This window comes from Prevotella sp. Sow4_E9_plate, from assembly GCF_052116205.1.
Classification (GTDB): domain Bacteria; phylum Bacteroidota; class Bacteroidia; order Bacteroidales; family Bacteroidaceae; genus Prevotella.
The window spans coordinates 1-14,680 of the sequence record NZ_JBQKLN010000040.1 but is presented as its reverse complement, the minus strand read 5'-3'; the positions used below and the strand labels follow the sequence as shown (position 1 = coordinate 14,680).

Here is a 14,680-nt window from a genome sequence, read left to right as displayed (position 1 = left end):
TCTTCACTTATTTCACGTTAGGCTTCTGCAAACCGTATCCCTTTCTCTTATCTTCAAAAAGAAGGAGGAAGGCGATGAGGATGGCTATCACGCCGAAGCAGGCAAAGATGGTCATCGTCTGGGTATAGTCGATGGTGCCGTCGGCTGCGGTATTTGCCTGGTTTACCTTACCAATCCATACTGGAATGAGAGCCAGTCCAATATTCTGGATATAGAAGATGAGGGCGTATGCAGTTCCCAAGAGTTTCATAGGGATAATCTTTGGCACGGATGGCCACATGGCTGATGGTACCAGTCCGAAGGCGATGCCAAGGATGAGCATCAGTACGATGGCAAGCACCCATGAGTTGATTGGCAGAGCAAACATGACGTGTACAAAGGTCAGGAGGCAACTGCCGATAATCATCAGCGTGGCACCCTTGCCATACTTGTCGTATATACCACCAAAAAGCGGGGTGAGGAAGATGGTACCGAATGGCAACATCGCAGGAATCAGACCTGCCATATTTGCTTCAACACCATACTTGAAAATCATCAGTTTGGTGGCAAACTTCAGGAATGGGAATACGCCTGCATAGAACATCAGACAGAGTACAGCCACATACCAGAAACCGGTTGTCTTGAAAAGACCACCCAAGTCTGAAAACTTGAAACCTTCCTCCGGCTCTGTAGCCGCTGCAGCTGCTGAAGCATCCTCCTTCTTGTCCATCACGCAATAAACCAGATAAACCAGTACACCAGCGCAAAGCAAAGCTGCACCCAGACCAATAGAAGCAGACACTCCACCCATCGACTTGGCAAAAGGAAGAGAAGCACTCAGGGCAGCAGCAGTTCCCAAACGTGCCGTAGCCACCTGCACACCCATTGCCAGAGCCAACTCATGACCCGTAAACCACTTCACGATAACCTTGCTCACCGTGATACCGCATATCTCGCAGCCCACACCATAGATGGCAAAACCAAGAGCGGCTATCACTACCTGTGTACTATAAGTACCGAAGAATGGTACTGCTACCGTTCCGGCAAACTCATGCCCTACGGCATACCACTTGATCAAGGCTCCACCAAACATCAGGAAGGTGGAGAGAATACCTGTAAAACGGATGCCAAACTTATCGAGGATAAGACCACCGAAGAAGAGAAGCAGGAGGAACACATTGAAGTATCCATAGGCACCGGAGAAGAAGCCATACTCATCCGAACTCCATCCGAGCCCGAGACCATTCTCTGCCCCCTTGGCTGCTGTCAAGAGTGGCTCCAGTGGAGACATCACGTCTGTAAAAAAGTAGCCGAACATCATCGTGACACTCACGATGAGGAGGGCGATCCAGCGAGCTGACGTTGAGTCGCTCAATTTCATCTGCATTTTTTCTGTTGTACTCATTTTTTTCAAAACATCAATGATAAACCCGTTATCATTGATTTATTATTAATTATCAATTATTAATTATCATCTATTTCCTCTTCACGTTCTTCGTTCTTGTGATATCGAAGAGATAAGAGAGCTTCAGGACTATCTGTCCGAAGTTGCTCTTTCCGAAGTAATCTCGCTTCGACGAACCGTAGATATTTCCCAATCCGTAGTAGTAGCGGGCTTCGGCAAGGAAGTGCCCCACTCTCGGAATGCTGTATTCTGCACCCAGACCCACGGCGATACCGTAATCCAGCTTGTTCTCTACTGCCATCGTATCCTGTGCCATCACCGGGCTCACTCGGTTGTTGTCCGTCTGAGGCAACTTCTTCACATCAAAATTGGTCTTGGTCGATTCACTGAGATAATAACCGAACTGTGGGCCGGCATTCACGAAGATGTTCAGTCCTCTCGTCTCCCTACCCCATGCCAGATGAGCGAACACCGGCACCTGGATATAGTTGATGGTACGGCTATACGCCATCGGCTCCTGAATCTCCGTGATAATCACCGGATTGTTTTCCTTATCAAGGATATCCTCTTTCCATCCCACCTTGGCATAGTTTACCTCGGCATAGATGGAGCAGATAGTGTTGAAATATTTCTCGCAGGTATACTTCATCGAGAAACCCGCCGTCATTCCGCCGTGCTGCGTCTGCTGTACGTCTGGCGTAAAACCTACTGAGCTCATAATGAAGCCCCCATTCAATCCGACTGCAAAGTCATTGCGATGCTCTCCAATCTGTGCCGAAGCTGTCAGTCCGCCCCCCAAGACCAGAGAAAGCAGTATATATCTTCTTATCAAATACATATCATAAAGTTCATTTTTCAATATTCAAAGATCAAACTTCAAAGATCAAAGCTCAAAGTTCAAAGTCCTAATACTTCACCGCCTCAATCTGATGATTGAAGGTATAGTGGATCAGCATGAAACTCTTGTTCTTATAACCTCCCTTGAGTCCCGTCTTCTCGAAATCCAGCGGTGTCTGTACAGGCTGGTAAGTAGAATGCTTGCTGTCGCCCGTAAAGTTGCGCCCCTCCTTCTTCACGCCCTGGATAAAGAACATGGCATGGTCATAACCCGTAATGGCGAAACGTGGCAGGGCTACCTGCATCGGCTGATGGAACCAACGCTGATAACTCGTCTCCAACGACTGGGTACGCACATTGCTGGCATTATAATAAAAGGTGGAAGGGATATAGGTGTCATACTTGTAGAACCTTTCCAGATTGTACTTGGCATACATCAGCCATTCCGTATAACCGAAGAGCGAGATGGATGCACCCGGATACTTGGCATCAAACTCATCCAACTTGTTGAGCACGGCGGTCAACTGAGGTGAACGGCCTGTATTGAGAATCACCACGTTCTGCTTGCTAGGCACGAAAGCCTTGGCAAACTGCTCGATGCTCGAATTCACGTTGGTGATACTGAAGTTGATATTGCGCTTTTCCAGTTCCTTGCGGAGTCCGAAGGTAAAGGCACCCTTGCGGGATGTGGAATCATTGCAGTCGATAAAGATAGGATGCACATTGGTGAACCGCTTCAGGAATGCCTTCACGGTAGCATTATTCAGGCTCTCCTGACTCTGATAAACCTGGAAAATCTCCTTGCTGCGCTCCACGTCATCCCCACTGATGGAGAAAGGAATGACGAGCTTGATGCCGTTGTTCTTGCAGAACTCGGAAAGTGGAGCCACCTGCTTGGTATAAAGCGGACCGAAGATAAGGTCGCACTGGCTGGCACCCTCCTGCAGCAGGGTGGTACGGATATCCGCATCGATAGGCACATTCCAGGCATGAACATCGGTAGAAACACCGTGCTTCTTCAGATAGTCACATGCCATCAGGATGCCACGGTAATACTCCACCATGCGCTTGCCGTCGCCATCCACATCATGCAGCGGCAGCATCACGCCAATCTTCACGGCGTTGCTGACGGTAGCTGCAGGCTTGGCAGCAGCAGGAGCAACCGTTTTCTGGCTGGCAGCAGGAGTAGCGGTAGTTGTCTTCTGGTTTGGATTCTTCTGTCCCTTGGCATAAGGGATAAACAGGGTGGCTCCTTTCTGGAGCATGTATCCCTCCTGCTTCATCTCCGGATTGGCATCCATGAGTTCCGGAAGCGACAATCCATAGCTGTTGGCGATACCGAAGATGGTATCTTTCTTCTTCACCGTATAGATGTCGCGCCACTTGGTGGTCTGAGCGAAAATACTTACGCTGAGCATCAGCCCAACGACAACAAGGAAATATCTCTTGATTCTTCTCATAACTTCATTAATTTTATATTCCTATCTTTCGGATTTCTGCAGATTTTGAGTCATTTTTCTGCCGATAATCTTCAGATTTCAATGTTTTCATTTGCAAAAATACAAAAAATCTTGCATTCTGCCCAAAATCTCTCAGCTTTTTATTATCTTTGCACAAATAATTCTTCAAATGAGACGAAAAATAAGTATACTTTGCATCTTGTTGCCACTTTTAACGTGCCAATTGCACGCTCAGGAAGTCAACGATGGCGAAGAGGGCAACCCGGAAGAGACACCACAGGTCAGCTCTCTTCTCATGCCGAATGCCTTCTCACCAAACGGAGACGGCATCAACGACATCTACAAACCCAAGAGCGGATACCAGCACATCACTGAGTTCCATGCCTACATATTTAATAGGTGGGGGCAGAAACTCTTTGAATGGACCGATCCGGCTACTGGATGGGACGGCACCTACAAGGGTAGTCCCGTCAAGGATGGCGTCTACTTCTGCCTCGTCAAGGCAAAAGGTGCAGATGGAAAGATATATAACTTCAAAAAAGATGTCAACCTGCTGAGGGGATACATCGAGAATCAAACTAATTCAGGACAATGATTTCAGAAGAAAAGATTAATGTTTGGGGAGCCAGGGTTCACAACCTCAAGAACATCGACGTGGAAATACCCCGCGACTCCCTCACCGTCATAACCGGACTTTCTGGTTCGGGCAAGTCATCACTGGCCTTCGACACCATCTTTGCCGAAGGTCAGCGGCGCTATATCGAGACGTTCTCTGCCTATGCCCGCAACTTCCTGGGCAACATGGAACGTCCGGATGTGGATAAGATTACAGGTCTCAGTCCGGTCATCAGCATCGAACAGAAGACCACCAACAAGAATCCCCGATCCACTGTGGGCACCACCACCGAGATCTACGATTACCTGCGTCTGCTCTATGCCCGTGCCGGTACTGCCTACAGCTACCGCAGCGGCGAGGAGATGGTGAAATATACCGAGGAACAGGTCATCGAGATGATTCTCAATGAGTATGCCGGCAAGGCTATCTACCTCCTCGCTCCCCTCGTCAGACAGCGCAAGGGTCATTACCGTGAACTCTTCGACAGCATGCGGCGCAAGGGTTATCTCTATGCCCGGGTGGATGGAGAGATTCTGGAGATTGTGCCGGGCATGAAGATTGACCGATACAAGAACCACAACATCGAGGTGGTGATAGACAAGCTCGTGGTGCGCGAAGCTGACGAAGAACGCATCCGCAAGAGCGTTTCCATCGCCATGAAACAAGGCGACGGCATGGTGGCTGTCATCGAGAAAGGCAGTCAGGAGATGAAGAATTTCTCCAAGCGACTGATGGACCCTGTTACCGGCATCGCCTATCAGGACCCTGCGCCTAACATGTTCTCCTTCAACTCGCCCGAAGGTGCCTGCCCTCACTGCAAGGGTCTGGGAAAGGTGAACCAGATTGACCTCAAGAAGGTCATCCCGAACAAAGACATGAGCATCTATGAGGGCGGTATTGTTCCGCTCGGAAAATACAAGAATCAGATGATTTTCTGGCAGATTGAGTCGCTCCTGTCAAAATACGACCTCAATCTCAAGACTCCTATCTGCAGAATTCCGAATATTGCCATGGAGGAAATTCTCTATGGTTCACTGGAAAACGTAAAGATAGATAAGGAGAAGGTGCATACTTCCACCGACTATTTCTGTGCCTACGATGGCGTCATCGACTATCTCAGGAAGGTGATGGAGAATGACGAAAGTAATGACGGCAAGAAATGGGCTGACCAGTTTATCTCTGTCGTTGAATGCCCGGAATGTCACGGTCTCCGACTCAAGCCGGAATCCCTGGCTTTCAGAATTTGGGATAAGAATATCTCCGAAGTGGCAAACCTGGACATCGATGAACTGCGCAACTGGCTGGAAGAGGTGGAACAGCATCTGCCTCCGATGAAAGCCAAGGTGGCTCATGAGATTATCAAGGAGTTGCGCTCCCGTGTCACCTTCCTCCTCGATGTGGGACTGAACTATCTCTCACTCAACCGTCAGTCGGCTTCGCTCTCAGGCGGTGAAAGTCAGCGCATCCGCCTTGCCACACAGATTGGCAGCCAGCTGGTCAATGTGCTCTATATCCTCGATGAGCCGAGCATCGGTCTGCACCAGCGCGACAACGAACGCCTCCTCAACAGTCTCAAGGAACTGCGCGACCTGGGCAATACGGTCATCGTCGTAGAACATGACGAGGATATGATGCGAGCTGCCGACTGGATTGTAGACATCGGTCCGAAGGCAGGGCGCAAGGGTGGCGAAGTAGTCTTTCAGGGTACTCCTGCCGAAATGCTCAAGACCGATACCATCACCGCCCAGTATCTCAATGGCAAGATGGCTATCGAGGTTCCTGCCGTGCGTCGTGAAGGCAATGGCAAGCACATCACCATCCGGGGCGCCAGGGGCAACAACCTGAAGGGAGTAGACGTTGACTTCCCTCTCGGCAAACTCATCGTGGTTACGGGAGTGAGCGGTTCGGGCAAATCTACCCTCGTCAACGAGACTCTCCAGCCTATCCTCTCCCAGCATTTCTATCGCAGTCTGAAGAAGCCGATGCCGTATGACAGTATCGAGGGTATCGACAATATAGATAAGGTGGTGAATGTAGACCAGAGTCCTATCGGCAGAACGCCTCGCAGCAATCCAGCCACCTATACCGGTGTCTTCAGCGATATCCGCAGTCTTTTCGTTGGCTTGCCGGAAGCGAAGATCCGTGGTTACAAGCCGGGCAGGTTCTCCTTCAACGTGAAGGGTGGAAGATGTGAGGAATGTAAGGGAAATGGTTACAAGACCATCGAGATGAATTTCCTCCCGGATGTCTACGTACCTTGCGAGGTTTGTCATGGCAAGCGATACAACCGTGAGACCCTGGAGGTGAGATATAAGGGCAAGAGCATCGCCGACGTACTGGATATGACCATCAACCAGGCGGTGGAATTCTTCGAGAACGTGCCGCAGATTCTCAACAAGATCAAGGCGTTGCAGAATGTAGGTCTCGGCTATATCAAACTGGGACAGAGCAGTACCACCCTCTCCGGTGGTGAGAGTCAGCGAGTAAAACTTGCCACCGAACTCTCCAAGCGAGACACGGGCAAGACGCTCTACATCCTGGACGAGCCAACCACCGGTCTCCACTTCGAGGACATCCGCATCCTGATGAATGTATTGCAGAAGCTGATAGACCGTGGCAATACAGTCATCATCATCGAGCACAATCTGGATGTCATCAAGCTAGCCGACTGGCTCATCGACATGGGTCCAGAAGGTGGTAGAGGTGGCGGCGAGCTTCTCTTTGCCGGCACACCGGAAGACATGGTGAAGGCGAAGAAGGGCTATACCTACAAGTTCCTCGCCCCATTGCTGAAGAAATCAGGGAAACCTGAATAATTCTGATATGATCTCGGAAATAAGATAAATAAGAATCCCCCCAACCTACTGTTTCCAGCAGGTTGGGGGTTTTTGTTTCGTTACAGAGTATAAATCCGTCGGAACGCCTCAATTCATAGTATATCATCATGACTGAAGAAAGAATTCCCCTACCCCAGAATGTTATCAAAACAAATCATTGAGCACCACTTCGTTCTGGGCTATGCCCGAATACATATTCCGCTGAAGACCATAACTGCTGATAAACGTCAGCTGTATCGACTTTCGAGTCTTCGTTTCCTCCATAAAACGGACGATTTTGTTTCTCAGAATCTTCTCGTAATCCTTATTGATGGCAAACTCACTTTCCGAAAACTTCATTTCGCAAAGATTGATGGTATTGTCACCACGCTCTATCACCATGTCTATCTGAGCTGCCCGCTCCGCCGACCCGGCATCACTCTTGCTTCGCCAGGAATACAACTGGGTAGCCACACCGGAAATACCCAACCGCTGCTTCACCTGGTCGATATGATTCATCGCCAATATCTCGAAAGAAACTCCAGCCCAGGCATAAAAACGGGGCGTGCGCTGCAACTTGCTCCAATACAGAAGATTACGGAAAGAACTATCGCGCAGGAAACGGAAATAGAACAAGGTGAAGAAATCTACCAACTGATAGAGAGACTTTCGGGTGGAACAGCCATAGTTGACATACTTTCTGATGAAACCGCAGGATTCCAGATTGTCGAGAATCGTGGTCAACGATTTGCCCGACTTCATCCCGGTGGCATCGGCTATTTCCGAGCGCATCATACCATAACCACGCTCGTTCAGGCATTCTACCACCTTGACGTATGCCTCAGAATCCTTGAACAGAGAGCGATAGAGAATCGTAAACTCATTGTACAACTGCCCATTGGGATTGAACAGCAGACGGTCTATATTCTGAGCCAAACTTAACCGTTCATCCAAAAGATTCAGATAATATGGGATTCCTCCCAATATCATATAAAGTTCTGCCAGTTCATATCTGGACAACATCATCCCCTTAGTCTTCAGGAAAGCTTCCGACTCCCCAAGAGAAAAAGGCTGCAGGAAAAGACGATGGGTAAGACGACCATAAAGTCCGCCATGGTTATTGATGAGTTTATCCATCATCCAGGAAGTGGCAGAGCCACAGACTATCAGAACGATGTCACGACGTGCCGAAGCCCATCCATTCCAGAAATGTTCCAAGGCTGAAATAAAATTAGAGCCCGCAGTATCCATCCAAGGCAGTTCGTCGAGAAAAACCACCTTGCGTTCTATCCCGTTTAAAGAATCGAGATAAGTGATAAGCATTTCAAAAGAATCGATCCAGTCGTGGGGAACAGAGGTTACATTCCTGTCGTAACGTCGAAGCGTATAAAAGAAGTTTTTCAACTGCTCCTGTGTGTTTCCACCAGCCAATCCTGATGTCTGAAACACCATTTCCTGTTCAAAATATTCGCGCACAAGAAACGTTTTTCCTACTCTGCGGCGTCCACATACAGCCACAAATTCCGACTGCCTTGACTCGAAAATATGCGCCAGGGTATCTTGTTCACTTTTTCTGCCTATGATATTATTCTTCATCTTCGTATTCTCCTACTTTAATTTCTAACCATTTGCAAAAATAGCAAGAAAAAAGCAATTATTGGCTAATTCTTATATAACTTTTAGCCAATAACGGCTATTTTTAAGCATTATTGGCTAAAAATAGCAGCACATTTAGCCAATAACGATAAAAAACTGCAAATTGCCAAACATTAACTGCTTCGTCGGAGTATAAATCCGTCGGAACGCCTCAATTCATTGTATATCATCATGACTGAAGAAAGAATTCTCTAATTCTCAAATTCTTGATAAAAAGATAAGTCAAGAATTATAGAATTAAAGAATTCTATGTATCTCAACAAGCCACTTCCTCCATCCTCACCAACTTGCCAGCAACAAACTGCATGATGATTTTATGGAGCGTTGTACCTTGACGCAGAGCCTCGACCCTTGGAGCTACGGCATATCGCTTGATTTGCGCCTCTGCCTCTTGCCATTGTGCTTCTGCCTTGGAGAGTTTGCCGTCCTCAGGCTTTGATTCGTAATCTTTCTTCGACAACACCTTCAGTTCCAGGATATAACTATGTTTGGTAGCATAATGAGTAAGGTTTGGCAAAAGGAAAAAATCACAATAGCCATGGTTCAACTCAAGTTCCGGTGCAGTATAATAGTAATTATTCAAATTCAGATATGCCATGAAGAAACCTTGAAGATTGCGTTCCGACTCGATACCGTCACGAACAGATGAAACCTGGGAATAGGCATCAGCCATAAACTGTAATCCTTCACGCCACTTACCTTCGTACGCCATATCATAATAATAATCGGTAAGTTGATTGGTATCGACGCATGCCTTTACCTCATACAACTCCTTCAAATAGCCATAGTATTGCTTTCGGACATTGTTGTTTGGAATGCCCAATATCATCTTATCGCCACGAGTTCCCTTGATGGTCAACATACCATAATAAAACAGCAGACTCGTAAATATCTGAGGATCCGTCAAACTATATGCAGAGAAGGTTTCTGTCAAAGGAGCCACTATCTGCCCCGTCTCAGCTATCGTGCGGATGACACCCTTGCGGTCACCATCCAACTTATCCAACTGAAGCAGCTTCTTCATCTTGTTGTAGTCTGTCTTCGTGTTTGGATCTATCATTTGCTTCGGAGCTTCCCCCCTATCTATATAATTTCGGAGATAATAGATGACCATATCACTATTGAACACCTTACTCTGAGTATGCAAAGCATCCTCAGAGAAACAATAGTTATCATACCAAGGCTTCATCTCATCTATCATAGCCTCGACATCACTTGTTGCAGGAATGCCTCCCATCTCTTTGTAATAAGTAAACATATTTCGCACTTCTTCCTGAGAGAAGCCCAACATCTGATTAAACTCTGGCTTGGTAGAGATATGCCAGCCAATATTGAATCCACTCGTCACATCGTCCAAGGTTACAGGACTGACACCTGTGATGAAGATACGCTCAAACATACCCTTGAACTTCTTGAAGACATCACGGTAGAAGCCGTCGGCATGGGTGATTGCCCAATATACATTCTCACCCTGCTCATTGAGCACGGTATTGGTGAAATTGTCATATTCATCGATGATCAGATAGAGAGGAATGCCCTTGGCTGCAGTCTCATCCTGAAGCAAAGCCAGTTTCTCCGTACCAGAATCCGACTGAAAGAACCTCTTCTTAAAATCTGCCAGATAAAACTCTTGGTAAACTCGCATGAAGCCGTCCAATTTAACACGCAGATACATATTGAAGTTTTCCTCCAACTTTTCGATACCACCACCCACATACGAGAAATCAAGGTGAAGAATCTGATACTTCCCCTGTAAAGGAGTAGGATGCTTGCCTACCCATAAATCACCGAAAAGAGTTTGGAATTTCTCTTTCTTGCTACAGTCATAGTAAGCATGGAGCATACTCAGGAATATGCTCTTACCAAAACGACGTGGACGAATGAAGAAGATGTTGCTTGGTTGGTTTTCCAACAAAGGCAAATACATCGTCTTATCCACATAATATTGATTTTGTTCTATAACGGCCTCAAAGTCATTGATGCCGTAAGGCAAACGTTTCATATTCTGATTCATGATTGCTCCTTTTATAATTTACATTTGCAAAAATAAGAAAATTATCTGATTATACCAAAGAATTTACCCGGATTTTCTTGCTTAATTCGAATAAATGTCTTATCTTTACAAAAAGATAGGCGGCGCTCGGCAATTTGAAAGCAAACTTTCATCGCGCTCGCTGGCACTATCTTCGCAAATAATATAAATTGAATATTGTATGAAACAGGTAGAAGAATGCGACAAGGTTCTCGAACGACTTTTCGAGGAAGCTGAGATTGCCAAATTCACTACTCAGGAGATTCGGGAATATGAAACAAATAAGATGGCATATCGGGATATCAAGACCTCCATTGATACGGCGAAAAGAGAAGGGAGAATAGAAGCAAACATTGAAACGGCTCAACGTTTGCTGGCTATGGGACTTCCAGCAGAACAGGTTGCTAAAGCGACCCAACTACCTTTGGACAAGGTTCAAAATCTGAGCAACTAATAAAAGTCGGGACAATAAGTGACGGAATATCAAAATAAAAATCCCCCAACCTACTTTCTCTAGCAGGTTGGGGGATTTTGTTTCGTTACAGAGTATAAATCAGTCGGAACGCCTCAATTAATTGTATATCATCATAACTGAAGAAAGAATTCTCTGTCACTAACAAACTTGAACAAGCCTGTTGAAACATCCATTTCTACCATATAGGGAGAATTGGCATTTATTCTATCTAAAGCTAATTCTTTCATTACAAGACATTAAATCTCACAGGCTCCTCGCCTGTACGTAATTTGTAGTCTTCATAAAGCATCTTCTGCATCTTGTCAACCATGGCTTTCTTTGTTGCCTTGGCAGATTTCCAACGTCTAAACGCCTCTTCTCTTGTTAATTTATTCATATTCATATCCAATCCTCCATTATTAAATTATGAGCATCCCAAATGTCCGCTCATTCTAAATTTCATTCTACCAGATTAAGCATTCAAGAACTACTATCCAGAAGAATACGACTGCAAAGATACGGATTATTTTTGAAACTAAAGTATCTTTATCCTAATAAAATGCAGATAAATTTTATTTTAACAACACGGGTGCAAAGAAACAGATAATATTTGTAATTCAAGTTTCGCAAGTTCAGAAGTTAAAGGAGTTAAATTTTTTCGTTTTCAGCCTTTAGCATAAAGAAAATGAGCCGTTCCTTGGAGGCTTTGCGCCTCCAGCCACTGGGCGAACCTATCGGTAAACAAAGAATTGCATATATGATGATAACATGATTTACTGACGTATAGATTTGTTGTCGGTCGTTGATATATGCATGTCATATGATAAAATGTTTTACAAGGATAGAGTAGAAAGAGACCTGCATTTCTTTCTACTCTTATTCCTATAAACCTTTATTGGCATTTTACCAAGTGATAACCTTATCTACTATTTCTTGTTGCTCCAAGCTACTTCTTCGCAGATAGATACGTGTCGTTTCGATGCTTTCATGCCCCATAAGGTCTGCAAGCAGGGCTATGTCGTTGAACTTCTCCAAGAAATTCTTGGCATAACGATGGCGGAATGAGTGAGGGTAAACCACTTTCTCATTCAAGCCATATTTCACCGCATAGTTCTTCAACTGCTGTGATATGCCTCTTGTCGTGATGCGCTCGCCAAAGCGATTGAGAAAGAGATAGCCACTTGTGCGGTTGAGTGTCTGCAACCACTTTTCAGTTTCTGTGCGCAATGTTTTAGGGATATAGATACGCCGTATCTTGCCACCCTTGGTGTAGATGTCGTAATAGCCTACTTGCACGTGCTCAACCTTGATTTGCACAAGTTCGCTCACTCTGGCACCAGTCGCAGCTAAGAAACGCACCACAAAGTACCACTCCAAGTTGTCTTCCTTCTTCAATTTGTTCTTCAAGAAGGTGTAGTCGGCATTGCTGATGACATTCTCCAAGTACGAACGCTGCTGCACCTTGACCGACTTCAAGCGGAGTTTCGTCTTGCCCACAAATACAAGGTACTTGTTCAACGCCTGAATACGGAGGTTCACCGTCTTTGGTTTGTAAGTCTCAATCAAGTAGGTCTTGTAAACCAACAAGTTTCTCTTGTTCAACTCTTTGTGTCGAGAGCCAAACTCCTTTACGGCATACAGATATGCCGAAATCGTGTTCTTAGCCATATTGCCTTGGCTTAGGAACTCTTCAAATTTGTCTAATTCCATTCTATTCATTTATTAGTGAAACATTAAGTTGTCCTAATAAAATAGACATAAATTTGTTCTATGAGTTCCTATTATGAGAAGATACTTGCTACGGGAGAGGTGAAGTGCATTGATGAGGAAGTGCCATTTGAGATACCAAAGGGGTGGGAATGGACTCGAATAGGTAATATATTCAACCATACAAGCGGAAAACAACAGAGTAGTAGCAATAAAGGTGGAGGAACTCCACAAAAGTTCATAACGACCTCTAATCTATATTGGGGACACTTTGTCCTTGATAATGTAAAGGTTATGAATTTTACTGACGAAGAAATCAAGACTTGCTCGGCAACAAAAGGAGATTTGCTTGTTTGTGAAGGTGGTGCAGGTTACGGTCGTTCTGCAATTTGGAATGAAGATTATGATATTTGTCTTCAAAATCATGTCCATAGATTACGCCCATGTATAAATGGTATATGCGAATACGTATATTATTTCATTTATCTGTTGAAGGAAAGCAACAACTTGGCTTCTGTAGGAACTGCAATGCCAGGTTTGTCTGCAAATCGTTTAAAAGGATTGTTGTTACCATTTCCTCCCATAAATGAGCAAAAGCGAATTGTCTCAAAAATGGAAGAGTTAATATCATTAATAAATAGATATGCAAAAGCTCAACAAAGTTTGGATGAGCTAAACCAAAACATTAATGAAAAAATCAAAAAGTCATGTTTGCAGGAAGCTATTCAAGGATGGCTAAACTGTCCTAAGCTATCAACTCTGCTTTCTAATCAAAAAGATGTGTCTGTAGAAAATCTACTTGAACGGATTAAAGAAGAGAAACTGCGACTTGTTAAAGAGGGCAAGCTAAAGAAGTCTGCCCTCAATGACTCTGTTATTTTCCGTGATGATGATAACAGGTACTATGAGAAGATAGGAGAGGATACTGTATGTATTGATGATGAAATACCTTTTGATATACCAGTTAATTGGGCATGGGTACGACTTGATGATATTTGCTCTTTTATTCATAGAGGAAAATCACCAAAATACAGTCTAATAAAAAAGTATCCAGTGGTTGCTCAAAAGTGTAATCAATGGTCAGGATTTTCAATAGAAAAGGCAAAATTCATTGAGCCACAGAGTATTTCGTCTTATAAAGAAGAGTATATTTTGCAAGATGAAGATTTGATGTGGAATTCTACTGGATTAGGTACATTAGGGAGAATGGCTATATATTACAAAAAGCTGAACCCTTATGAGTTAGCTGTGGCTGACAGTCACGTTACAGTTATTCGTCCTTACAAACAATATGTCGTTTCTGAGTACCTGTATTATTATTTTGCTAGCAACACTGTTCAATCTGTTATAGAAGATAAATCTGATGGCAGTACAAAACAAAAGGAGCTTTCAACGAAAACCGTCAAAAGCTACCTTGTTCCGCTTCCTCCGATGGAGGAACAAATGCGTATTGTTGAAAAAGTTGAAGAATTAACGCAGTTGCTCAAATAGTTTTTCTATTTGAGCGACAATGCGTTGTTGCTCTTCCTTTGGCGGTAAAGGAAACAACTTGTTTTCCAAATACCCGACGACAATACGCTGTTGGTTTGCAGTTCCTTTAAACGTTGCGAGAGTGTAAACTAAACTGTGTCAAGCTACAATAAAAGTAGTTTAACACAGTTTTTATATTATGGACAACTTAGAAATTGATTACAAGAAAGCTGCTCAGCAGTTGCGTA

General features: G+C 44.9%; 10 protein-coding genes and 1 pseudogene. 4 read left to right on the top strand and 7 right to left on the bottom strand.

Translation table 11 applies throughout. The annotated features are described in order from the left end of the window. Positions 1-7: 7 nt before the first annotated feature. The 3 genes from ACTQ53_RS13370 to ACTQ53_RS13360 all read right to left on the bottom strand — a co-directional run bounded on the left by ACTQ53_RS13370 (position 8) and on the right by ACTQ53_RS13360 (position 3,681). Entirely contained in the window at positions 8-1,384 is a 1,377-nt protein-coding gene (locus ACTQ53_RS13370) for an MFS transporter (RefSeq protein WP_295347170.1), read from the bottom strand. 70 nt (positions 1,385-1,454) lie between these two features. Next, positions 1,455-2,222 carry a porin family protein gene (locus ACTQ53_RS13365; RefSeq protein WP_441933463.1) on the bottom strand — a complete coding sequence of 256 codons (768 nt, stop codon included), beginning with the start codon at positions 2,220-2,222 and terminating at the stop codon, positions 1,455-1,457. A 67-nt stretch (positions 2,223-2,289) separates the two neighbouring features. Then, positions 2,290-3,681, bottom strand: a complete 1,392-nt coding sequence (locus tag ACTQ53_RS13360; protein ID WP_441933461.1) for a LysM peptidoglycan-binding domain-containing protein — start codon at positions 3,679-3,681, stop codon at positions 2,290-2,292. A gap of 283 nt (positions 3,682-3,964) precedes the next feature. On the opposite strand from ACTQ53_RS13360, the pseudogene ACTQ53_RS13355 reads away from it, so the two are divergent. After that, positions 3,965-4,276, top strand: a pseudogene (locus ACTQ53_RS13355) (gliding motility-associated C-terminal domain-containing protein); the annotation flags it as partial. Beyond that, positions 4,273-7,113: an excinuclease ABC subunit UvrA gene (uvrA, locus tag ACTQ53_RS13350; RefSeq protein WP_441933459.1), complete on the top strand. Its 2,841-nt coding sequence runs from the start codon at positions 4,273-4,275 to the stop codon at positions 7,111-7,113. The pseudogene ACTQ53_RS13355 and the gene uvrA, both read left to right, overlap by 4 nt. A 165-nt stretch (positions 7,114-7,278) precedes the next feature. On the opposite strand, the gene ACTQ53_RS13345 is transcribed toward uvrA, so the two are convergent. Together ACTQ53_RS13345 and ACTQ53_RS13340 are read right to left on the bottom strand one after the other, a co-directional pair. Then, positions 7,279-8,709 (bottom strand): AAA family ATPase, encoded by a 1,431-nt coding sequence (locus ACTQ53_RS13345; protein ID WP_441933457.1) that lies wholly within the window; start codon positions 8,707-8,709, stop codon positions 7,279-7,281. A 316-nt stretch (positions 8,710-9,025) separates the two neighbouring features. Beyond that, the gene (locus ACTQ53_RS13340; RefSeq protein WP_441933455.1) at positions 9,026-10,783 is read right to left on the bottom strand and encodes an AAA family ATPase; all 1,758 of its coding nucleotides are present in this window, start codon (positions 10,781-10,783) and stop codon (positions 9,026-9,028) included. Positions 10,784-10,982: 199 nt separating this feature from the next. Between ACTQ53_RS13340 and ACTQ53_RS13335 the strand changes: the two genes are divergently transcribed. Then, a complete protein-coding gene (locus ACTQ53_RS13335; protein WP_441933453.1) occupies positions 10,983-11,255 on the top strand; it encodes a hypothetical protein in 273 nt (90 codons plus the stop codon). Positions 11,256-11,502: 247 nt separating this feature from the next. Here the strand turns inward: ACTQ53_RS13335 and ACTQ53_RS13330 are convergent, their stop codons facing one another. Both ACTQ53_RS13330 and ACTQ53_RS13325 read right to left on the bottom strand, forming a co-directional pair. Continuing rightward, positions 11,503-11,652, bottom strand: a complete 150-nt coding sequence (locus ACTQ53_RS13330) for a protein tyrosine phosphatase (RefSeq protein WP_441933451.1) — start codon at positions 11,650-11,652, stop codon at positions 11,503-11,505. A gap of 506 nt (positions 11,653-12,158) precedes the next feature. Then, positions 12,159-12,965, bottom strand: a complete 807-nt coding sequence (locus tag ACTQ53_RS13325) for a tyrosine-type recombinase/integrase (protein ID WP_218458436.1) — start codon at positions 12,963-12,965, stop codon at positions 12,159-12,161. Between the two features lie 60 nt (positions 12,966-13,025). On the opposite strand from ACTQ53_RS13325, the gene ACTQ53_RS13320 reads away from it, so the two are divergent. Beyond that, positions 13,026-14,453 (top strand): restriction endonuclease subunit S, encoded by a 1,428-nt coding sequence (locus tag ACTQ53_RS13320; protein WP_441933449.1) that lies wholly within the window; start codon positions 13,026-13,028, stop codon positions 14,451-14,453. Positions 14,454-14,680: the final 227 nt, after the last annotated feature.

What these genes read in the sequence shown, in the direction of transcription:
- ACTQ53_RS13340 (WP_441933455.1), bottom strand. Translation starts at nt 10,783, where the DNA reads ATGAATCAGAATATGAAACGTTTGCCTTACGGCATCAATGACTTTGAG.
- ACTQ53_RS13320 (WP_441933449.1), top strand. Translation starts at nt 13,026, where the DNA reads ATGAGTTCCTATTATGAGAAGATACTTGCTACGGGAGAGGTGAAGTGC.
- ACTQ53_RS13360 (WP_441933461.1), bottom strand. Translation starts at nt 3,681, where the DNA reads ATGAGAAGAATCAAGAGATATTTCCTTGTTGTCGTTGGGCTGATGCTC.
- ACTQ53_RS13335 (WP_441933453.1), top strand. Translation starts at nt 10,983, where the DNA reads ATGAAACAGGTAGAAGAATGCGACAAGGTTCTCGAACGACTTTTCGAG.
- ACTQ53_RS13370 (WP_295347170.1), bottom strand. Translation starts at nt 1,384, where the DNA reads ATGAGTACAACAGAAAAAATGCAGATGAAATTGAGCGACTCAACGTCA.
- ACTQ53_RS13325 (WP_218458436.1), bottom strand. Translation starts at nt 12,965, where the DNA reads ATGGAATTAGACAAATTTGAAGAGTTCCTAAGCCAAGGCAATATGGCT.
- ACTQ53_RS13365 (WP_441933463.1), bottom strand. Translation starts at nt 2,222, where the DNA reads ATGTATTTGATAAGAAGATATATACTGCTTTCTCTGGTCTTGGGGGGC.
- ACTQ53_RS13330 (WP_441933451.1), bottom strand. Translation starts at nt 11,652, where the DNA reads ATGAATAAATTAACAAGAGAAGAGGCGTTTAGACGTTGGAAATCTGCC.
- uvrA (WP_441933459.1), top strand. Translation starts at nt 4,273, where the DNA reads ATGATTTCAGAAGAAAAGATTAATGTTTGGGGAGCCAGGGTTCACAAC.
- ACTQ53_RS13345 (WP_441933457.1), bottom strand. Translation starts at nt 8,709, where the DNA reads ATGAAGAATAATATCATAGGCAGAAAAAGTGAACAAGATACCCTGGCG.